This window comes from Halpernia sp. (assembly GCF_048269545.1).
Classification (GTDB): Bacteria; Bacteroidota; Bacteroidia; order Flavobacteriales; family Weeksellaceae; genus Halpernia.
This window is the reverse complement of the sequence record NZ_JBLXIJ010000001.1, coordinates 207,928-228,986: the sequence shown is the minus strand read 5'-3', so window position 1 is coordinate 228,986 and position 21,059 is coordinate 207,928. Positions and strand designations below refer to the sequence as shown.

The window sequence follows — 21,059 nt, the reverse complement described above, 5'->3', positions numbered from 1 at the left end:
TTCTTTTATTTTTTAGTAGTTGGTGTCATTTCTGTTGCAGGAGTTGCTGTAGTTTCAGTAGAAGCTGATGAAACAGTAGTTGTTGGTGAGGATTTAAAAGCATCCATCACATACATTGCTACTCTCCATCGATCTCCTTGGTTTAATAAACCAGCGTAAGAACCCATTGCATTTCTACCATGTGTTAAAACATAATGAACTGAACCAACTGTAATTTCTCTATCTGCATATTTTGGAACACCGGAGTAAGCACCACTTTCAACTATTGGTCCTTGTCCGTCTCCTTTGATACCATGGCAAGCTGCGCAAGTTTCCTCAAATAGTTTTTTTCCTCTTGCAAGATCTTTTGCTTTATTAGTTGGATTTAATGGTGAAACCGTTAATGTTTTAGATACATCATATCCACCATTATATTGATCGGGCGTTAAAGGTAAATCATTATTTGCCTCAACAATATTATCCGTATTCTGAGAAACTGTTCCTGTAACTGGACCTAAACCAGTTGCTCCGTCATTTGCAACAAATAATGGAATTTCAGTTTCGTGATCTGAATATGCGATATCTGCTTTTTCTAAAGGATCATAGGCAACAGGGAAGTACATATCTGGGAAATATACCAATGGAGGTTGATCTTTTGGTCCGCAAGAAGTCAATAAAATACTTCCAATGCTTAATGTGCTTATTATTTTTAAAAATTTCTTTTTCATTTGAAATTTAATTTTTTTATTACTTAAAGAAGTGTTTACAGAAACTTTCATTTAAGCATCTTTAATGGTAATTTCTTCTACGCCAGTTTCTACAAGCAGCTGTTTAATTGATTCTACATCTTCAGATAGAAACTCTATCATAAATTTATCATCTGTAGTTCTAGGATCTGGATTCTGTGGTGGGCAAAATGGATACATTTTATTTCTTATTAAAAATGTAATTGACATCATATGCGCAGAACAGAATACCATTAATTCGAACATTGGAACTACAAAAGCAGGCATATTCCGAGACCATTGAAAGGCAGGTTTTCCACCAATATTTTGTGGCCAATCATAATTCATGGTGTACCAAGTTACCAAAGTCCCAATTAATAAACCGTAAACAGCGTAAATATATGCTGCATCAGAAATTCTTGTTTTCTTTAAACCTAAAGCTACATCTAAACCATGAACGGGAAATGGTGTGTAAACTTCAGCTATTTCGATGCCTTTTGCATTGAATGCTTTCACGCCATTCATCAAATCGTCATCGTCGCCATAAAGGCCAAATATTTTTTTAATGCTGCTCATCTTCTTCTTTTGCTTTATAAGTTTTACCAGATATTTTCAAAATAGTTTTAAGCTCTGCTTGTGCAATTACAGGGAATGTTCTTGCATATAGAAGGAATAAAGTACCGAAAAATCCAATTGTTCCTAAGAATACACCTACATCGATTATAGTTGGTTTAAACATCGTCCAAGAAGATGGTAAATAATCTCTGGACAAATTAATTACGATAATATCAAATCTTTCAAACCACATTCCAATATTAATTATTAAAGCAATTATAAATGTTGCTGTAATATTTGTTCTCACTTTTTTAAACCAAAAAGAAGCAGGGATAATTAAATTACATGTTATCAATGCCCAAAATGCCCACCAATAAGGACCAGTTGCTGCACCGGGAGATAAGTAGGTAAAGTCTTCAAATCGAGAACCAGAATACCATCCGATAAAATATTCTGTAGCATAAGCCACAGTAACCATTCCGCCTGTTAGTACGATTACAATATTCATAATTTCAATATGGTAAATTGTAATGTATTCTTCTAAATGACATACTTTTCTTGCCACTAATAATAATGTTTGCACCATCGCAAATCCTGAGAAAATTGCTCCAGCCACGAAATAGGGGGGATAAATGGTGGAATGCCATCCTTTGATAACCGAAGTAGCAAAGTCAAATGATACAGTAGTGTGAACTGAGAAAACAAGTGGTGTTGCTAAACCTGCTAGAACTAAAGATAATTCTTCAAATCTCTGCCAATGTTTTGCTTTTCCACCCCAACCGAAAGAAAGGAATGTATAAATTTTCTTCGTCCAAGGCGTTTTTGCTCTATCTCTAATCATGGCAAAATCCGGAATTAATCCCATAAACCAGAAAACCGTAGAAACTGAGAAATAAGTAGAGATTGCAAATACATCCCAAAGTAATGGTGAGTTAAAATTCGGCCATAATGAGCTAAACTGATTTGGTAAAGGAAAAACCCAATATCCTACCCAAACTCTACCCATGTGAATTACTGGGAAAATTGCTGCTTGAACAACTGCGAATATTGTCATTGCTTCCGCAGAACGGTTTACAGACATTCTCCATCTCTGTCTAAATAATAATAGTACGGCAGAAATTAAAGTTCCTGCGTGACCAATACCTACCCACCAAACGAAATTGGTAATATCCCAACCCCAGTTTATAGTTCTGTTTAATCCCCACGCACCAATTCCTGTACCTATTGTATATGCGATACAACCAAATCCGTAGATGAAAAGGGCAAGTGCAGCGTAGATGGATGCCCACCAAAGTTTACCGGCTCTTTCTTCTATAGGTCGGGCGATATCATTAGAAATATCGTGATAAGTTTTGTGACCAATAATTAAAGGTTCTCTTATCGGAGCTTCGTAGTGTCCTGACATTTTTTACCTATTTATTTTTTTAAACGTTGTTTTCTTTTCTGTTTCTGATTTTGGTATGATAAAAAACATTTGGTTTAGTACCAATTTCTTCCAAAAGTATATATTTTCTGTCATCATTGAAAAGCGATCTTACTTTCGAAGATTTATCATTCATATCACCAAATGTAAATGCACCAGTTGGACATGCGCTTTCACAAGCTGTATGAAATTCACCGTCTGCTACAATTCTATTTGCTTTTTTAGCTTCAAGAATTACATTTTGAGTTTGTTGAATACACATAGAGCATTTTTCCATAACTCCTCTTGTTCTAACTACTACATCAGGATTCAACACCATTCTTCCCAAATCATTGTTCATATTATAATCGAATTTATCATTCAAATTATAAGTAAACCAGTTAAATCTTCTTACTTTATAAGGACAGTTATTTGCACAATATCTTGTACCAATACATCTGTTATAGGCCATCATATTTTGGCCTTGTTTACCGTGTGAAGTCGCCGCAACCGGACAAACTGTTTCGCAAGGAGCATGGTTACAATGTTGACACATCACAGGTTGAAAAATCACATCTGGGCTGTCATTTGGTTGAATTAAAATATCATATAAATTAGGTACATCTAAACCTCGATCTACAGCTTCTTTTGTTTCAATTTTTTCTTTTGCAGTATAATATCGATCAATTCTGATCCAATACATATCCCGAGACATTCTTATTTCGTCTTTACCAACAACGGGAATATTATTTTCTGCTTGACACGCAACAACACAAGCGCCACAACCTGTACAAGCGTTTAAATCTACTGAAAGATTGAAGTGAGGTCCGTCTGTATCATCAAAAGCATCCCAAAGATCAATTTTACCCGCAGGTAAAGCGCCATTTATTGTATGGTATTCTAAAGGAACATTCCATCCTTTGATAGAACCTTCAGAATCTTTAGTTGTATCATCAAATTTTACATTTAAAAATGTTTCTAATGGAATTTCTTTTGCAATTTCATAACGACCCATTAATGTATTCTGAAGTTGCATTCCTGCAAATTCGTAAGAATCGTTTTTCTTTGATATACTTACATTTGAAATGGCAAGATTAGAACCGTCAAATAAAGGATAAGCATTAATACCAGTTTCGGCAGCTTTCCCACAGAATTTTTTCCCATAACCTAAAGCTAATCCAACAGAACCATCTGCTTGTCCTGGCTGAATAAACACTGGAACATTTTCTAGTTTAACTCCATTTGCAGTTAAATCTACTACTGAACCGTCCAATTGCATTCTGCCATTAAGTTCATTTTCTAAACCTAAATCTTTTGCATCTTTTGGAGAAATCGTTAAATAATTATCCCAAGATAATCTCGAAATTCCATCAGGAAGTTCTTGTAACCAAGGATTATTTCCTTGTGCACCATCACCAATAGAAGCTTTTGTATATAAAACGAGTTCTAATTTCGAAGATTTGAAATTGCTAAGTTCAACAATTGCTTGTGCAGCATTTCCACCAGAATAGGATAAACCTGTTCCGCCTTCTACTTCATTAAACCCACCATATAAACCTTTATTAAATGAAACTGAACCAAGAAGTGTAGTTGCATTTGCTTTTAAATAATCGTAATAATTATTTAAAGGACTATTTTTCCCATTAATCCACACTAGAAGGGATTCTTCTAATTGTCGTGGTTTATAAACTTTTTGAATTGTTGGCTGCATTAATGAATAAGCGCCAGTTCTAGGCATAATGTCTCCCCAAGATTCTAACCAATGTGCAACAGGAATTACTGCCGTTGCTAATTGGTACATTTCATCTTTTTTCTCAGAAAATGAAATTACAAAAGGAGCTTTAGCAACTGCTGCTTTGAAAGCGTCACTTTGAGATTTTGATGAAGAATATATGGGATTTACATTATTGGTAATTAAAATTCCAACTTGCCCGTTGTTTAACCAACTTAAAAATTCTTGATATCTAGCTCCATCAAATTCTTTCAGCATATTTGCTTTTCCTGTGAAAGCAACTGAACCTAATTTCTGATTTATTAAATAAGATAAAACCACTGCTGCTTTAGAACCATCTGCAAAAACCACCGCTTTAGAACCTTTTGATTGTAATTCTTTTACAATTTCTGCGGCTTGTTTATTAGATGTTCCACCATTTAAACCATTATAAACTTCTACTAAAGTTTTATAAACGTCGCTTGGTTTTAATTTAATTCTTGTGTCAGAATTAGCACCAGTTAAAGATAAGTTAGACTCCACTTGTATGTGTCTAAGCATATTTGGACCTGGTTTTCTAGCTTTTGAATAAGTGCTTTGAAGATTAGCTGCTAAATATTCCTCTAAAAAATCTGCATTAAAGGAAACAACTAATTCTGTGTTGCTTAAATCATAAACCGGTAATGTACGTTGCCCGAAAACTTCTTCTGAAGCATCTAATGCAGCTGCATTTGGTAAAGCATCGTAAATTACTAATTCTGCTGTTGGATATTTTGCTTTAAAATCTCCAAATAATTTTTTGAAAGTCGGACTAGGGAAAGAATGAGATAAAACAACTATTTTTTTTCCACCACCTGTCGCTTGGTTTAAACCTTTTAGCACGTAATTATCAACGCTATCAAAAGTGTCATCTTTACCGTCTAATTTTGGTTGTTTTATTTTATCATTATCATAAAGTGAAAGCACCGATGCTTGCGCTCTTGCCGAAGTTTTTCCTAAATCGCCGGCAATTGCATTTGGCTCAATTTTAATGGGACGCCCTTCTCTAGTTTTTACTAAAACACTGGCGAAATCTGAACCATTAAAATAAGTAGATGCAAAATAATTTGGAACACCTGGAATAATATTATGCGGTTTTACCACATAAGGAATACTTTTAATTACAGGAGCTTCGCACGCCGCAAGTGTAACTGCAGCGGTAGAGAAACCTAAAAGTTTTAAAAAATCTCTTCTGGAGGTTCCAGACTGATTCATTTTCTCAGCGTCTCCTAAAAATTCATCCACCGGAATTTCATTTTGAAACTCTTTTGCAGCCAGTTTCGCATTTAGCGTCTGGTCTTTTAGTTCGTGAATACTTCTGAATTGTATTTTATTTGAAGCCATTTATACTTCTAATTTTTCGTTATTAATAATGACATTTACCACACTCTAAACCTCCGATTGCATCTACGGTAATTTTAGCACCAGAACCAAACTGTTTTTTAAGTTTGTCGTGAAGATTTTTAAAATAAACTTTATTATAACCGTTCTTCATATCTATTTCAGTTGTTCTGTGACAATCGATACACCATCCCATGGTGAAGTCATTTGCCATTTGTACTACATTCATAGTATCTATTTTTCCGTGACAGGCTTTACAAACAACATCAATTTTATCGTTTGGATGTTTTTTGTTAAAAGATTCGATAATTGCATTTTCTCCTGCAACAACGTGTTGAGAGTGATTAAAGTAAACAAAATCTGGCATATTATGAATTCTTGTCCATTGGATAGGTTTCGTTTTACCAGTATAGCTTTGAGTATCAGAATTCCAACCAACATGCTCATAAAGTTTTTTTATTTGATCGTTGTAGAATTCTCTATCTTTTCCTGGTTCTATATATTTTCCTTTGTATTCAGGGATCATTCTATGACAGTTCATACAAACATTAAGAGAAGGAATTTCAGAAACTTTACCATATTTTGCGCTTGAGTGGCAAAGTTGGCAATCAATTTTATTTTCACCAGCGTGAATTCTGTGGGAGAAATAAATAGGTTGTTCTGGTTTATAACCTTTGTAAACACCAATCCACATCATCCAGTTCCATAATCCATAAGCTGCGAATATTGCTAAAATTGTTAATATTCCAGTACCTACGTATTTATATTTTTCATATAACTCTGCAAAAGATAAAGCTTTTGAAGATTCTTGCCCCACTAATTCCTGTGACTGCTGTATTTTTACAAGTTGTCTTAATTTTAAAAGTAACCAAAGTAATAAACCAGCAATGACCACTAAACTTGTAAGAATAATTTTTGATAATGCAGCACTACTTCTAGCCGCCTCTAGAGCCGCTACAGAATTAATATCAGTTCCTCCAGCTGTTTCTCCAGCTGCATCTGCAGCTTCTGGTGCTTTGGGAGGATTAGTAGTATAAGCCAAAATATCATCAATATCCTTGTCAGTAAGACTTGGAAATGCGAGCATTTCAGTTTTATTAAATTTTTCAAAGATTTCATTTGCATACTTATCGCCAGAAGCTCTAAGCGCTTTGTTATCTTTAATCCATTTGTGTAGCCAATCTGGACCTAAATTTTGCTCTGTTTTAACTTTTTCAACGATGCCTCCTAAAGCTGGACCAACAATTTGTTTGTCTAATGCGTGACACGCAGTACAATTCGCTTTAAAAAGTTTTTCACCATTCGCAGGATCTCCATCTTGAGCACGAACAGAAGCACTTGTTGATAACAATAATCCTACGGCTATCAATACAGTTTTGTAATGCTTTCTCCAACTAATCATTTAAATAATCTTGAGTTAGTAAATATAGTTAAGTATATATTCTATTGCGCAAAAATACTATTTTAACATAAAATTATGAGCAAATATGGAGGTTTAAATTTCCGAATGGCGTAATTTGTAATTATTCTAAATAGCAATGGTGTGTATAAATTCAAATTGTTTTAAATTTGCGGTAAATAAAATGTTAATGAAAAGTTTTACGCAGATTATCTTCTTTCTTGCTCTTTTTTGTTTTTCAGGAGTTTCCGCACAACTAGTTGTAAAAACGGATACCCTTGCAGGAAATACTGTTACAATCTCAATGGGTCAAAAAATTAATGATTTGCTAAATACTGTTGAAGATAAATGTAGTAGAATTGCTAAAAACAGTGATTCTTCTACTGAAGATTCTACTACTCCAAAAATTAATATTCCTGAACGGAATATGTCCAGAGCGGAAATCTGTAGAAAAAATCCACGAATAATGGGATTTAAAATTTTAATTGCTACCGTAAAAAGTAATGAAGAATCTAAAGAAGTAGGACTTTATTTTAGAAGAAGATTTCCAAGTATGAAAGTGGAAATAGACGCTTCACTTAGACCAAACTATAAAGTAATGGCGGGAAGCTATGTAAGTAAAGAATCTGCAAATGCAGATTTTAGAAATGTTAAAAAAACTTTTGAGGACGCAAGATTAATTCCCTACCGTGTTTTTTGTGTAGAAGCCAAATAAAAATAGATTTATTTGAATTATAAAAACAAAATCCGAAGAAATTTCTTCGGATTTTTTTATGCTTATTGATTTTTCACTAAAAGTCTAAAACCTTCGCCGTGAACATTAATGATTTCCATTCCATCGTCACCTTTCAGAAGTTTTCTAAGTTTTGCGATGTAAACATCCATACTTCTTGCGGTGAAATAATTTTCTTTTTTCCAGATTTTTCTCAAAGCTAAATCTCTCGGCATAAAATCATTTCTGTGTAAACAAAGTAATTTCAAAAGTTCATTTTCTTTTGGAGATAATTTATATTCTTCATCGCCCACTTTTAATTGTCGAAGCATAGAATCAAAATAAATATTACTGATTTTAAATTGTTCTTGCGTGTCATCTTCCAAAGTGGCACTTCTTTGCAAAATTGCTTTTATTTTATAAAGTAAAAGCTCTGTATCAAAAGGTTTTGTGATATAATCATCTGCCCCTAATTGATAACCTTTTAAAATATCTTCACGCATATTTCTTGCTGTAAGGAAAATAATTGGTGTGTTTTTATCAATTTTTTTAACGTCTTCCGCTAAAGAAAAACCGTCTTTTTTAGGCATCATTACATCAAAAATGCAAATGTCAAATTCATTTTCTGTAAATTCTTTTAAGCCCATTTCTCCATCAGTTGCAAGTGTAACTTCAAAATCATTGATGCTTAAATAATCTTTCAAAACTGCCCCAAAACTCTGGTCATCTTCTACTAATAATATTCTGTTACTCATAATTTTTTATTTTTAAATTTAATAATTTGGTTTTTTGTTTTACTGTTTTCAATTAAATTTGTTTATGCCATTGGAAGTTTAATGGTAAAAGTGCTTCCTTTATCTTTTGCGGATTCTACTAAAACTTGTCCTTTGTGCAATTCTATAATTTTTTTCACATAAGAAAGTCCTAAACCTTGTCCTTTTACATTATGTATATTTCCTGTTTCTTCACGGAAAAATTTCTCAAAAATCTTTAATTTATTGTGAGTTTCCATTCCCATTCCATGATCTTTAATTTCTATCACGTACCAATTTCCTTCGTTTTTAGTTTTAATATTTATTTCTGGAGGTTTTGGAGAATATTTATTGGCGTTGTCTAAAAGATTAACTAATGCATTAGAAATGTGAAATTCATCTATTTTAAATTGATGTTTTGGAGCGCTTAAATCCAAAGTGATTTCTCCGCCACGTTTATCAACAATTAATTTAAAAGAATCTGCCATTTTCTGAATCAATTCTCTCACATTGGTTTCCTTTAAAAACAATTGCATTTCATTTCGTTCTAATTTTGACATATTTAAAACGTTTTCCACTTGCTTTTTCATCCGCAGATTTTCTTGCTTAATGAGCGCCGAATAATATTTCACTTTATCCGGATTAAACGCAATTTTATCATTTGCCAAAGAATCTGTTGCCACAGAAATTGTTGCTAAAGGTGTTTTAAATTCATGCGACATATTATTAATAAAATCTGTTTTCACTTCTGCAATTTTTTTCTGTCGCATCATATAATTAATTGAAATAATATAAATGCCCAAAATTGTAAGTAGCGACATAAAAGTTCCCAAAAGCATAGGTAAATTATTTCGCGCCAAAGAATAATCTTTTCTAGGAAACATGACATCTAAAGTGTATAAAGTTTTGTAATCTGCATCCAAAAAAAGGGGATATTTATAGATGTCTTTGTCATCTTTTTTAAAAAGCGCATTTACAATATTTGTACATTTATCATTTTTATCATAAATCGCAAATCCCAATGGCGTATTTATACCTCTTAATTTTAATTCCTTTGTCACTACAGAATCTAAAACTTTACTTGTAACTCTTTTGTTTAAAGGTAAATTGGTTGCAGCAACTCTTACAAAATCACGAATTGTGTAATCACCATTTTCCAAAGAATGGCTTAAATCTGAAGTTAAAGGCTCTTGTTTATTGGGATCTTTTTTTATCCGAATCAGATTTTTATCACTATAAACCGTTGCGATTTTTAAACTGTCACCATTTTTTGAAATCGGAAAATCTTTTTTTTCTAAAATATTTCGGGAATAAGTAATTGATCTTCTGCTTGCAGAATCTTCTACTTGTGAAATCGTAGTGAGAGAAGGTTGATTTTTGCCCGCTTCTATTGTGTTTGCAAAGTTTTTAAAATCAACATTCATATATTTATTGACTTCCAATGCATTTATTTTTGTAGTGGAAGATTCTAAAGCGCTATAAACTTTATTAGAAAAATCTTGTTCTAATGCGCCATAATATCCTTTTAACCAATAAAATTGAAGCGCCGTAAATACGACCAAAGAAATGGTCATAAAAACAGAAATAATCGGAATGAATTTATTATTCACTTTTATAATTTAATTTTGAAGTGTTAAAATTACTTCTTTTAACATTATAAAAACAAAAAACAAGCAAAATTATTATATAAAATCTGTTAAAATTGATTTTTTTAACAAATTGTTGTGAAAATGCTTATTTAAAACATAATAAATTTTAAGAAAAAATTAGCTTGTTAATAATTCTTCATCTTTAAAATATTGAATAATTGCTTTTTTCATTAAAAGACTTTGTTCATTTGGTCTCAGTTCGGGGAGATTATCTATGGTTTCAAATTGAGGCCATCCTTCAGAATCATAATCTGTGAATTTGTAATATCCAAATGGTTCTAAAAGTCTACAAACAGCGATATGCAAAAGATTGAGTTTATCATCTTTAGAATATTTCTGTTTTCCGCTTCCCAATTCTTGCACGCCAATTAAAAACAACATCGTTTCAATCGTCGGATTTTTTTCTGTATCAAAATGTTCTACAAAAAATGCTTCTATTTTTTGCCAAATTTCTTTTTCTGTCATTGTTTTATTTTAAAAATATGCTTCTTTAAACCATTAAATTATTTTAACCGTTAAGATTTATTAAGGGATTGAGAAAATTAAATAAATACTGCGTTATTGAAATATTCTTCAAAGTTCTTAATAAACTTAATGTCTTAATAATTCTTAATGGCAAATTTCAATATTAATTTTCCTTTCCAATTTACAAAGAAACGCATATTCCAAAGCATCTTCTTTTAAACTTTCAAATCTTCCGCTTGCGCCGCCGTGACCAGAACTCATATCGGTTTTAAAAATTAATAAATTTCCGTCTGTTTTTAAATCCCGTAATTTTGCCACCCATTTTGCTGGTTCCCAATATTGAACTTGTCCGTCGTGCAAACCTGTTGTCACCAAAATATTTGGATAATTTTTGACTTTCACATTATCGTATGGCGAATAAGATTTCATATAATGATAAAATTCTTCTTCGTTTGGATTTCCCCATTCGTCGTATTCTCCAGTTGTTAAAGGAATTTCTTCGTCCAACATTGTCGTTATAACATCAACAAATGGAACTTGCGCAATAATTCCGTTAAATAATTCTGGATTAAAATTCATTACAGCACCAACTAAAAGTCCACCTGCGCTTCCGCCCATGGCGTACAAATGTTTTTCTGAAGTATAATTTTCTTCAATTAAATATTTTGCGGCATCAATAAAATCAAAAAATGTATTTTTCTTATGAAGCATTTTCCCGTCTTCATACCAATCTCTTCCTAAATATTCTCCACCTCGAATATGCGCAATCGCGAAAATAAATCCGCGGTCTAAAATGGATAATCTTACATTTGAAAAACTCGCATCAACTGTGTGTCCGTAACTTCCATAACCGTACAAAAGCAAAGGTGTCGCCGCAGATTTTTTGGTATTTTTATGATAAACCAAAGAAACCGGAACTTTTTTGCCGTCTCTCGCATTTGCCCAAATTCTTTCTGAAATATAATTTTCTTGTAAAAAATTTCCACCTAAAACTTCTTGTTGTTTTAAAATTAAGGACGTTTTCATTGCCATATCAAACTCAATAGTGGTACTTGGTTGAGTGAGAGAAGTATAAATATAACGTAGTTTATCCGTATCAAATTCTATATTTAAACCTATAAAGGCGGAGTAAGTCGGATCTTTAAATTCTAAATAATAATCTTCGTTAGATAAATAATTAAAAATTCTGATTTGCAATAAACCTTCTTTTCTTTCCTCTAAAACTAAGAAATTTTTAAAAATTTCAAAACCTTCGAGTAAAACTTCTTTGCGATGTGAAATTAAATCTACCCAATTTTCTTTTCCTGGATTTTCTACGGGAACGGTTATTAATTTAAAATTTGTGGCATCATCTGCATTGGTAATTATGTAAAATAAATCTTTGTAATGTTCCACCGCATATTCTAAATTTTCAGTTCGGGGCTGAATTATTTTCCATTCTGCAAAAATATTGTTTGACGGAATAAATAAATGCTCGTCAGAAGTTGAACTTGATGAAGTAATAAAAATGTATTCTAAAGATTTGGTTTTGAAAATATTAACATCAAATGTGTCGTCTTTTTCATGGAAAACTAAAACATCATCCTTTTCTGAAGTTCCCAATTTGTGTCGAAAAACTTTGTATGCACGTAAACTTTTATCTTTTCTAATGTAGAATAAATGTTTGTTATCACCTGCCCAAACTACTTTTCCTGTTGTATTTGAAATAGTGTCTTTCAAAATTTCACCAGAAATTAAATTTTTAATTTTTATTGTATAAATTCTTCTGCCTTGTTCGTCTGTAGAAAATGCACCCAAATTATTGTTCGGACTAACTGAAGCGCTTCCAACTTCAAAAAACTTTTTACCTTCCGCTAAAATATTTACGTCTAGAATTATTTCTTCTGGATTTTCTAAAGTGAAATGTTTTCTACAGAAAATAGGGTGTTCTTTACCATCTTCATAGCGCACGATGTACCAATATTCATTAAAAAAATAAGGAAGAGATTCATCATCTTTATTATATCTTGCTTTCATTTCTTCAAACAAAATATTCTGAAAATCTTCGGTATCTTTCATTTTAAAATCACAATATTTATTTTCTTCCTCTAAATATTTTATGACTTCTGGGTTTTCTTTATCGTTCAACCAGAAAAAAGAATCAGTTCTTTTATCTTGATGAATTTCTAAAGTTTTATTTATTTTTTTTGCTTTCGGAGCTTGCATTTTTACATCAATTATTTAAAATAAAAACCATCTTATTCCACAAAGGAAAAGATGGTTTTAAAATATTTTCTTAAAAATTATTTATATGAATTTCTAATATATCTTTCAATAGCCATTGTCATAGACGGCGTTTCTTTATTGGGTGCCATTACATCAATCGTTAAACCAATTTGTTCTGCAGCCGCTTGAGTTGTTGCTCCAAAAACCGCTACTTTCGTATCGTTTTGTTTATAATCTGGGAAATTTTCCGTCAAAGATTTAATTCCTTGTGGACTAAAAAACACAAGCATATCATAATCATTGATTGCAATATCCGTCAAATCACTACAAACTGTTCTGTACATTATAGCTCTTGTCCAATCTAAATTGGCTGCGTCTAAAGTTTTTTCAATATCTTCATTATTAATATCTGATGATGGTAAAAGATATTTCTCTGTGGGATATTTTTTAAATAAAGGTAAAAGATCGGCGAAATTTTTTTCTCCGAAACTGATTTTTCTTTTTCTGTAAATAATATGCTTTTGCAAATAATTAGCCACAGCTTCAGATTGACAAATATATCGCATAGAATCTGGAACAGAAAAGCGCATTTCTTCTGCGATTCTAAAATAATGATCTATAGCGTTTTTACTAGTAAAAATAATTCCAGTAAATTGAGATAAATCAATTTTTTGTGTTCTTAATTCTTTTGCATCTACGGGTGCAACATGAATAAATTGTCTGAAGTCTATTTTTATTTTTGCTTTCCGCGCAATCTCCGTATAAGGAGAAGATTCATTTGGTGCAGGTTGGGAAACCAAAATAGATTTTATTTTCATAAAATATTATAATCCTTTTGTTAATCAAATAAAAATTTCCAAAGTACCAAAAGTGGTATTATTTGGAGGGTGCAAATATACAAAAATTTATAATACCAGTTCTTTGGAAGTATCTTAGAATTGTGAAATAGATAAAAAAAATTTTTAAATATGAAAATTAAAACAAAAAGGAAACTATATGTTTGAAAAGTTTCTAATCTATTTTGAGGAAAATAATAAATTTGAATACAACCAACAAAAAGCAAAATTGCAATTAAAAAGTAGAATCTAGTGGCGATAAAATAAAATTTTTGCCATTTCTTTTGATTTCGAACTGCGTAAAAATAAAAATAAGTAAGTACTGATTTAAGCAAATAAAAAACAGAAACACTTAAGAAAGTAAACCCAAATTTATTGAGTTCAAAACCGAAGAATGAGCGATCTTGTATATAATTTGGAATAAACGGAATATATTGTGAGATTAAAACAGAAAGCAAAGTAACAAACACAATACTTGTAATTCCCCAAGTAAGAAAAATATTACTTGAGTTTTCAAAACTTTGCGAAAGAAAATCTTTAAGTGAAGCTTCTCTCTGCAACGAAATAAGCATTAAAGATAAAATGAGGATGCAACCTAAAAGAGTGAAAATGACCCAATCATGTTGTTCAGTAATTCTAACCAAGATTTTTTTTACAAAAATACATATTTGCTTTCTATCTTTTTTAAAATATTTAAGCAAAAAAAACCACATTTTCTAAAAAAATGTGGTTTAATTTTTATTTAATTAAAAACTAATTTTTAGCAATATTCATTATAAGCAGCTTGTAAATTAGCAGCAATTGCACCTGCAGGATTTCCTTCAATGTGATGTCTTTCAAGCATGTGAACCAATTCGCCGTCTTTAAAAAGCGCGACACAAGGAGAACTTGGTGGAAACGGCGCCAAAAGTTTTCTTGCTTCTGCAACTGCATCTACATCAAAACCTGCAAAAGCAGTTACCAAATGGTCTGGTTTTTTGTCGCCTGTTAAAGAGAAAACTACGCCGGGTCTTGCTGCTCCAGCTGCACAACCACAAACGGAATTGATTACTAAAAGTGTAGTTCCGTCTTGTTTTATGGCTGCGTCAACTTTTTCAGCAGTCGTTAAATCTTCAAAACCTTTATCTGTAAGTTCTGCCTTCATTGGCATTACTAAATCTTCTGGGTACATATTTTTATATTTTTTAAGTTAAAATCTTTAGTGCAAAATTAATTTTTTTAGACGAATTAATTTCCATTTGATAACTATTAAAATTATACCAATTATCTATTAAGACTTTTTGGCGGACTTTATTGTCAGTCTTTTCGCCAAATTGCCAATCGTTAAACCTTGAAAAATAATTGAAAATAATACAATAATATAAGTGATTGTTACAAACATATCGCCCGAACTGTGACGCGGTAAAGCTAAAGCCAAAGCAACGGAAATTCCTCCGCGAATTCCTCCCCAAACTAAAATCGGGAAAGAATTTTTCTCAAATTTCACTCGTTTTTTTAATATCAAAAAAGGAATTCCCACGGAAACAAATCTTGCAAATAATACTATGAAAATAGCGATGATTCCTATTAAAATATAAATATTTTCAAAATTGATTACCAATAATTCTAAACCAATTAAAAGAAATAAAACGGCATTTAAAATCTCATCGAGCATTTCCCAGAATTTATCAATATATTCTTCTGTAATATTGCTCATTCCTACAGCTCGCCCACGATTTCCAATAAAAATTCCGGCAACAACCATTGCAAGTGGACCAGAAATATGTAATAATGAAGCCATTAAATAACCGCCCATTACCATTGCTAAAGTCACCATAACTTCAACTGAATAATCATCAATTGTTTTTAAAACATAAGTTCCTAAACTACCTAAAACTGTTCCTAAAAGAATTCCGCCACCTGCTTCTTTTAAAAATAAAAGTGCAATATCTGAAAATCCCATATTTGCTAAACCAACCTGCGAAACTTCGTAAATAGACACGAAAATTACAACGGCGACACCATCATTAAATAAACTTTCACCAGAAATTTTTGTTTCTAAAGATTTCGGAATATTAGCGGTTTTTAAAATTCCCAAAACGGCAATTGGATCGGTTGGAGAAATTAAAGCGCCAAAAAGCAAACAATTTATAAAAGAAATATTTAAATTAAATGCTTGAAGTAAATAATACATTAATCCGCCCACAACTACAGTAGAAATTAAAACACCAATAGTAGAAAATGCAATAATGGGCGCTCTCTCAGTTTTGATATCTTTTAATTTGATGTGAATTGAGCCTGCAAAAAGTAAGAAACTCAACATTATTTTCATTAAAATAGTGTAGAAATCTACGGACAAAATCATTTTTTTTGTCTGCACAAATAAATCTGGAAAGTATGAAGCGTCCAAAACAATTCCCAAAGAGGTGAGAAGTGCAATTATCATTACACCAATTGTTCTGGGAAGTTTCAGAAATCTTTTGTTGAAATATCCGAAAGCTGCAGCGAGAATAATAATGATGGTGAAATAATTGTAAATCTGCATTTAGGAAATTTTCACAAATGTAGGAAAAAATAAAACCTCAAAACTTTTGAGTTTAGAGGTTTTATTTTAAAATTGTTTGAAAAATAAGTTTAAATTATTTCCCTCCCGGCGGACAATTTTCTTTCAAAAATTTAGTATAAGTTGAAGCCAAATGTGCGCCCGTTCCTTCTCCTTCAGAAATAGAGTGGGTTCTGTTTGGATAAATCATTAATTGAAAAGTTTTGTTGTATTTAATTAATTGATTAATCATTTGTTCCGCATTGTTGTAATGTACATTATCATCGCCTGTTCCGTGAATTAGAAGTAAATTTCCTTGTAAGTTTTTTGCGTGCGCCAAAGGAGAATTATCTACAAAATAATGTTTGTCTTCCGGCAATAATCCCATATAACGTTCTTGGTAAATATTATCATAATTTAATTGATTATCAACTGCCGCGATTGAAATTCCGGTTTTGTAGATTTCAGGATATTGCATCATTAAATTTAAAGTAGAAGAACCTCCGCCGCTCCAACCCCAAACCGCAATGCGATCTTTGTCTACAAAATTCCATTTCATAATTTCTTTTGTCGCCATTGCTTGATCTTTTATATTGATGTCGCCAATTCTGTGGTAAATAGATTTTCTCCATTCCCTTCCTTTTGGAGCAGGAGAACCACGTCCATCAACAGATATATAAATATAGCCATCTTCCGCCATACTTCCTTTGTATAATCTGTTAAAACCTGTTCCAAATCTGTCAACAACTGTTTGAGAAGCTGGTTCTCCATAAACATAAAACACAACTGGATATTTTTTTGCTGGATCAAAATTGTTTGGTTTTACCATCCATCCGTCCATTTCAACGCCATCTGAAGTGGTTACTTTAAAGAATTCCACTTTCGGCATTTTAAAACTTTTGGCTCTTGGATTTTCTTCGCCACCACTTAAAAGTTTGTGATTGGGTAAAGAAACTACATCACTTTTCGGAAACATATTCGCATTAGAATAATTGTGAAAAGCTAATTTCCCGTTTGGTGAAATATCATAATTGTGAGTTCCGCTTTCATTTGCAGAAGTTAAACGAGTTGCTTTTCCACCTTTTAAAGGAACCTCATATAAATAGCTTTGTGTTGCATTTTCTGGAGAAGCCATAAAATATATTTTTCCAGATTTTTCATCAATACTATTTAATTCAATTACATCGTAATTTCCCGGAGTTAATAAAGTTTCTTTTCCGTCTAAACCAAGTGCATAAATGTGTCTCCATCCATCTTTTTGACTGAGCCAAATGTATTTTTTACCACCATCAATCCAATTCCAACCAGTTGCTTCTGCTTTTGCATCAATCCAAGCTTTATCGGTTTCGCTGTAAATAGTTTTCGCGGAATTTTCTGCAACATTTACGAGCATAATTTTATTTTCGTTTTGTCTTCTATTTAATTGTTGAAGAATTAATTGGGAAGAATTATTTGCCCATTCCATTCTTGGAATATAATGTTGAACAGCGTCTCCTGGAACATTCATCCAAGTTGTTTTTGCAGTTGCTAAATCTACAACGCCAATTTTACAAGAACTTGGATCTTCGCCAACAACTGGATATTCCACGGGAACTGTGAACGGATACAATTTATCAGTCGTATTTAACATCAAATAATTTTTAATTTTTTGTGCGTCAATTTGCCAATAAGCAATTGATTTGCTATCAGGAGACCATCTGAAACCGTCTCTACAATCCAATTCTTCTTCATAAACCCAATCAAATGTTCCATTGATTAATCTTAAAGTTCCGTCTGTTGTTAAAGCTTTTGTTTCGCCACTTGCTAAATCTTCTACATAGATATTATGTTCACTAACATACGCTACTTTTTTTCCGTCTGGTGAAAATTTCGCAAACATTAACGAAGATTCTGGTTTGTCTTTCCCGATTTGTTTTAAAGTTTTTGCTTTAATATCATAAACCCAAGAATCGCCGCGCGTATCATAACGCCAAACTTTTTTAGTATTTGTCGCAATTAAAACTTTTTGATTGTCATCCGAAAATGCGAAACGCACCAAATTTAAAGGTGATTTTCCGGTCGGAGTTAACATTTCTTTGGAAATAATGACTGTAGATTTAGATTCGTCCATTGCATTTTTAGATACAATTTGACCATTTTCTACTTCCATTATATTGTTACCGTCTAAAGACCAATAAGTCCCAGTTCCCCATTGTGCAAAGAAAAACTGACTTATACAAAGTACAAATAAAATTAGAATGTTTTGCTTAAAAGTATTTTTCATAGTAAATAGTAATTCGCGGATTTTTATTTTGTGTGAATTTATTTCAAATATAAAAAAAAGACAACTATAATTGAATATAATTGTCTTCTATCTTTAATTATTTAAGAAAGTTCTTGTATCTTTTTAAGATAGTAATTGTTTTGCCATGGAAGAAATGCTTTTTCCATCGGATTTCCCTGCGAGAGTTTTGCTTGCAATTCCCATTACTTTTCCTAAATCTTTTGCGTTTTCTGCGCCAGTTTCAGAAATAATTTTTTTTATTTCTGCTTCTAATTCTTCGGGACTTAATTGTTTGGGCAAATATTTTTCTATTATTTTACTTTGCGCATCTTCCACTTCTGCTAAATCTGTGCGGTTTTGCGCCAAAAATTGTTCAGAAGAATCTTTTCTTTGTTTTATCATTCGCTGTAAAATGGAGATCACTTGTTCATCAGAAACTTCTGCACCTTTTGCTTCTGTTTTTAATAATAAAACTTGAGATTTTACTGCGCGTAATGCATCTAAAGCGACTTTATCTTTTGCTCGCATCGCGTCTTTTATGGCGTCGCTTATTGTTATTTCTAAACTCATTTTTTTGTTTTTTGTAAAGTTGAGAAGAATTAATTTTCAAATTAACACATTCTCAAATTTTCTAATTAATCTACATCTTTGTTCAAAAATCTGTTTTCACGCACTTGCATTCTTCCATTTTCATCTTTCATATAAGTTTGAATATTTTGCTCTGAAGGATTTTGTTGATTTAAAACAATATTTTTTCTTCGGAAAGCCGGAACGGTTTCAAACTGAAGTTCACTATCTACTGTTTGATAACGAGAATCAAATTCTTTTAACTTATTTCTACGCTCTGTTACTTTGTCTTTTTCCGAAGGTTTATCTACAAAAGTGAACATGCTTTCACCAAATGATGAAGATTGAGTTTCTTCTTCGGTTTCAGCCGAAATTTCTTCAGTTTTTTCTGGGATTACTTCTTCAATTTCAGGTAATTCAATTTCAACTTTATTTTCAGCAAATTTTTCTTCAGTAGAAAGAATTTCCACCAAAGGTTCTTCTTTTACAGGTTCATTTACCATAAAATTAAACTCAATAGCATCTGTTTTAATTTCAGATTTTATGGGTTTTTCCACTTCAAATGAAAGTGATTCTGCTTCTAAATCTTCTTCAAGATTGTCATCTTCAAATGAAAATAAGTTGTATTGATTTGCCAAATTTTCATCTTCTCTTTCCCAGATTTCCGTAGGTTTTTCTTCCACTTCGTTAAAAGTATTAGCTTTTACTGCTTCAATACTTTTTTTTTGAAATTTATTTTCAGGAGTTGGAGGTGTAAAATCTTCCTCATCATCTAAACTCACCAATTTTTTTTCTAAAGGAAAACCGCTTGAAAATTCATTCTCAAAATTTTCATTGCTTTGATTTTTTCTAGTAGATTTACCGTCTAGAGAATAATTTACTTTTTCAGTGATTCCAGAATGTTTTGCATATTCTTTCGCAAAACCAGTTGCAATAACCAAAACTGAAATTGCATCACCTAATTCTTCATCAGTTCCAACTCCGAAAATAATATCTGCAGTATCTCCCGCTTCTTTTTGGATGTAATCATTTATTATTCCGATTTCGTCCATGGTTGCTTCTTCGCTACCACTTCTTATTAATAAAAGTACGTTTCTTGCGCCCGTAATTTTGTTATCATTTAATAAAGGAGAATCCAAAGCTTTTTTCACGGCTTCTTCTGCTTTATTTTCTCCTGAAGCAACGCCAGTTGACATTAAAGCAGTTCCACTGTTTTGAAGAACAGATTTAGCATCACGGAAATCGATATTAACATCAAAATAACCAGTAATAACTTCTGCCATTCCTTTTGCAGCATTTGTTAAAACTTCATCGGCTTTAGAAAAACCTGATTTAAAACCAAGATTTCCGTATTGTTGACGAAGTTTATCATTATTAATTACGATTAATGAATCAACATTATTTCTTAATTTATCCAAACCAATATCTGCTTGATCTAATCTTCTTTTTCCTTCAAAACTAAATGGAACGGTTACAATTCCAATGGTTAAAATACCCATTTCTTTTGCGATTTTTGCAATAATTGGTGCAGCTCCAGTTCCTGTTCCACCGCCCATTCCAGCTGTAATAAAAACCATTTTTGTGCTTTGACCAAGCGCTGCTTTTATTTCATCGATACTTTCAATAGCTGCGTTTTCACCCACTTCTGGATCGGCTCCTGCTCCAAGACCTTCGGTAATCGCAAGTCCCAACTGCACTTTATTTGAAACTGGATTATTATCTAAAGTTTGAGAATCTGTATTGCAAATTACGAAATCTACGCCGTGGATTCCGCGTTCATACATGTGTTTCAATGCATTATTTCCGCCACCGCCGACTCCTATTACTTTTATAATTGATGAATTACCTTTTGGCAAATCAAAAGAAAATCCTGTGGTATTATTTATATTTTCCATTTTTTAAAATTGATGTTTGAAAGATATTATTTTTTAATGATGC

Annotated in this window: 17 protein-coding genes; 1 reads left to right on the top strand and 16 read right to left on the bottom strand. The window is 32.0% G+C overall.

The genetic code is table 11. The annotated features are described in order from the left end of the window. Positions 1 to 5: 5 nt before the first annotated feature. From ACN0WB_RS00970 to ACN0WB_RS00950, 5 genes are read right to left on the bottom strand one after another with little or no spacing between them, the layout of a single operon-like run. Complete coding sequence (locus tag ACN0WB_RS00970; RefSeq protein ID WP_417427935.1) at positions 6 to 707, bottom strand: c-type cytochrome; 702 nt, start codon at positions 705 to 707, stop codon at positions 6 to 8. A gap of 51 nt (positions 708 to 758) precedes the next feature. Further along, positions 759 to 1,280, bottom strand: a complete 522-nt coding sequence (locus tag ACN0WB_RS00965; RefSeq protein ID WP_417427933.1) for a DUF3341 domain-containing protein — start codon at positions 1,278 to 1,280, stop codon at positions 759 to 761. Next, positions 1,267 to 2,664 (bottom strand): NrfD/PsrC family molybdoenzyme membrane anchor subunit, encoded by a 1,398-nt coding sequence (gene nrfD / locus ACN0WB_RS00960; protein WP_417427932.1) that lies wholly within the window; start codon positions 2,662 to 2,664, stop codon positions 1,267 to 1,269. Before nrfD ends, ACN0WB_RS00965 begins: the two co-directional genes overlap by 14 nt. A gap of 19 nt (positions 2,665 to 2,683) precedes the next feature. Beyond that, complete coding sequence (locus ACN0WB_RS00955; protein WP_417427930.1) at positions 2,684 to 5,755, bottom strand: TAT-variant-translocated molybdopterin oxidoreductase; 3,072 nt, start codon at positions 5,753 to 5,755, stop codon at positions 2,684 to 2,686. 22 nt (positions 5,756 to 5,777) lie between these two features. Continuing rightward, a complete protein-coding gene (locus ACN0WB_RS00950; RefSeq protein WP_417427928.1) occupies positions 5,778 to 7,154 on the bottom strand; it encodes a c-type cytochrome in 1,377 nt (458 codons plus the stop codon). 187 nt (positions 7,155 to 7,341) lie between these two features. Between ACN0WB_RS00950 and ACN0WB_RS00945 the strand changes: the two genes are divergently transcribed. Beyond that, positions 7,342 to 7,866, top strand: a complete 525-nt coding sequence (locus ACN0WB_RS00945) for an SPOR domain-containing protein (protein ID WP_417427926.1) — start codon at positions 7,342 to 7,344, stop codon at positions 7,864 to 7,866. Positions 7,867 to 7,928: 62 nt separating this feature from the next. Here ACN0WB_RS00945 and ACN0WB_RS00940 read toward each other — a convergent pair whose 3' ends face one another. The 11 genes from ACN0WB_RS00940 to ftsZ form a co-directional block, all read right to left on the bottom strand. Continuing rightward, positions 7,929 to 8,618: a response regulator transcription factor gene (locus tag ACN0WB_RS00940; protein WP_417427924.1), complete on the bottom strand. Its 690-nt coding sequence runs from the start codon at positions 8,616 to 8,618 to the stop codon at positions 7,929 to 7,931. A gap of 62 nt (positions 8,619 to 8,680) precedes the next feature. After that, a complete protein-coding gene (locus tag ACN0WB_RS00935; protein WP_417427922.1) occupies positions 8,681 to 10,225 on the bottom strand; it encodes a sensor histidine kinase in 1,545 nt (514 codons plus the stop codon). A gap of 156 nt (positions 10,226 to 10,381) precedes the next feature. Then, the gene (locus ACN0WB_RS00930; protein WP_417427920.1) at positions 10,382 to 10,729 is read right to left on the bottom strand and encodes a hypothetical protein; all 348 of its coding nucleotides are present in this window, start codon (positions 10,727 to 10,729) and stop codon (positions 10,382 to 10,384) included. A 144-nt stretch (positions 10,730 to 10,873) separates the two neighbouring features. Then, complete coding sequence (locus ACN0WB_RS00925; protein ID WP_417427919.1) at positions 10,874 to 12,934, bottom strand: S9 family peptidase; 2,061 nt, start codon at positions 12,932 to 12,934, stop codon at positions 10,874 to 10,876. 77 nt (positions 12,935 to 13,011) lie between these two features. After that, on the bottom strand, positions 13,012 to 13,752 hold the full coding sequence (locus ACN0WB_RS00920) for a uroporphyrinogen-III synthase (RefSeq protein ID WP_417427917.1): 741 nt from the start codon (positions 13,750 to 13,752) through the stop codon (positions 13,012 to 13,014). Between the two features lie 20 nt (positions 13,753 to 13,772). After that, positions 13,773 to 14,342, bottom strand: a complete 570-nt coding sequence (locus tag ACN0WB_RS00915; RefSeq protein WP_417428740.1) for a DUF4271 domain-containing protein — start codon at positions 14,340 to 14,342, stop codon at positions 13,773 to 13,775. Positions 14,343 to 14,530: 188 nt separating this feature from the next. Next, the gene (locus ACN0WB_RS00910) at positions 14,531 to 14,941 is read right to left on the bottom strand and encodes a BrxA/BrxB family bacilliredoxin (protein ID WP_417427915.1); all 411 of its coding nucleotides are present in this window, start codon (positions 14,939 to 14,941) and stop codon (positions 14,531 to 14,533) included. A 99-nt stretch (positions 14,942 to 15,040) separates the two neighbouring features. Further along, on the bottom strand, positions 15,041 to 16,294 hold the full coding sequence (locus ACN0WB_RS00905; protein WP_417427913.1) for a cation:proton antiporter: 1,254 nt from the start codon (positions 16,292 to 16,294) through the stop codon (positions 15,041 to 15,043). Between the two features lie 94 nt (positions 16,295 to 16,388). Next, positions 16,389 to 18,554 (bottom strand): S9 family peptidase, encoded by a 2,166-nt coding sequence (locus ACN0WB_RS00900; protein ID WP_417427911.1) that lies wholly within the window; start codon positions 18,552 to 18,554, stop codon positions 16,389 to 16,391. A gap of 123 nt (positions 18,555 to 18,677) precedes the next feature. Beyond that, the gene (locus tag ACN0WB_RS00895; protein ID WP_417427909.1) at positions 18,678 to 19,124 is read right to left on the bottom strand and encodes a GatB/YqeY domain-containing protein; all 447 of its coding nucleotides are present in this window, start codon (positions 19,122 to 19,124) and stop codon (positions 18,678 to 18,680) included. A gap of 65 nt (positions 19,125 to 19,189) precedes the next feature. Next, positions 19,190 to 21,016 (bottom strand): cell division protein FtsZ, encoded by a 1,827-nt coding sequence (gene ftsZ / locus ACN0WB_RS00890; protein WP_417427907.1) that lies wholly within the window; start codon positions 21,014 to 21,016, stop codon positions 19,190 to 19,192. Positions 21,017 to 21,059: the final 43 nt, after the last annotated feature.

What these genes read in the sequence shown, in the direction of transcription:
- ACN0WB_RS00970 (WP_417427935.1), bottom strand. Translation starts at nt 707, where the DNA reads ATGAAAAAGAAATTTTTAAAAATAATAAGCACATTAAGCATTGGAAGT.
- ACN0WB_RS00965 (WP_417427933.1), bottom strand. Translation starts at nt 1,280, where the DNA reads ATGAGCAGCATTAAAAAAATATTTGGCCTTTATGGCGACGATGACGAT.
- nrfD (WP_417427932.1), bottom strand. Translation starts at nt 2,664, where the DNA reads ATGTCAGGACACTACGAAGCTCCGATAAGAGAACCTTTAATTATTGGT.
- ACN0WB_RS00955 (WP_417427930.1), bottom strand. Translation starts at nt 5,755, where the DNA reads ATGGCTTCAAATAAAATACAATTCAGAAGTATTCACGAACTAAAAGAC.
- ACN0WB_RS00950 (WP_417427928.1), bottom strand. Translation starts at nt 7,154, where the DNA reads ATGATTAGTTGGAGAAAGCATTACAAAACTGTATTGATAGCCGTAGGA.
- ACN0WB_RS00945 (WP_417427926.1), top strand. Translation starts at nt 7,342, where the DNA reads ATGAAAAGTTTTACGCAGATTATCTTCTTTCTTGCTCTTTTTTGTTTT.
- ACN0WB_RS00940 (WP_417427924.1), bottom strand. Translation starts at nt 8,618, where the DNA reads ATGAGTAACAGAATATTATTAGTAGAAGATGACCAGAGTTTTGGGGCA.
- ACN0WB_RS00930 (WP_417427920.1), bottom strand. Translation starts at nt 10,729, where the DNA reads ATGACAGAAAAAGAAATTTGGCAAAAAATAGAAGCATTTTTTGTAGAA.
- ACN0WB_RS00925 (WP_417427919.1), bottom strand. Translation starts at nt 12,934, where the DNA reads ATGCAAGCTCCGAAAGCAAAAAAAATAAATAAAACTTTAGAAATTCAT.
- ACN0WB_RS00920 (WP_417427917.1), bottom strand. Translation starts at nt 13,752, where the DNA reads ATGAAAATAAAATCTATTTTGGTTTCCCAACCTGCACCAAATGAATCT.
- ACN0WB_RS00915 (WP_417428740.1), bottom strand. Translation starts at nt 14,342, where the DNA reads ATGCTTATTTCGTTGCAGAGAGAAGCTTCACTTAAAGATTTTCTTTCG.
- ACN0WB_RS00910 (WP_417427915.1), bottom strand. Translation starts at nt 14,941, where the DNA reads ATGTACCCAGAAGATTTAGTAATGCCAATGAAGGCAGAACTTACAGAT.
- ACN0WB_RS00905 (WP_417427913.1), bottom strand. Translation starts at nt 16,294, where the DNA reads ATGCAGATTTACAATTATTTCACCATCATTATTATTCTCGCTGCAGCT.
- ACN0WB_RS00900 (WP_417427911.1), bottom strand. Translation starts at nt 18,554, where the DNA reads ATGAAAAATACTTTTAAGCAAAACATTCTAATTTTATTTGTACTTTGT.
- ACN0WB_RS00895 (WP_417427909.1), bottom strand. Translation starts at nt 19,124, where the DNA reads ATGAGTTTAGAAATAACAATAAGCGACGCCATAAAAGACGCGATGCGA.
- ftsZ (WP_417427907.1), bottom strand. Translation starts at nt 21,016, where the DNA reads ATGGAAAATATAAATAATACCACAGGATTTTCTTTTGATTTGCCAAAA.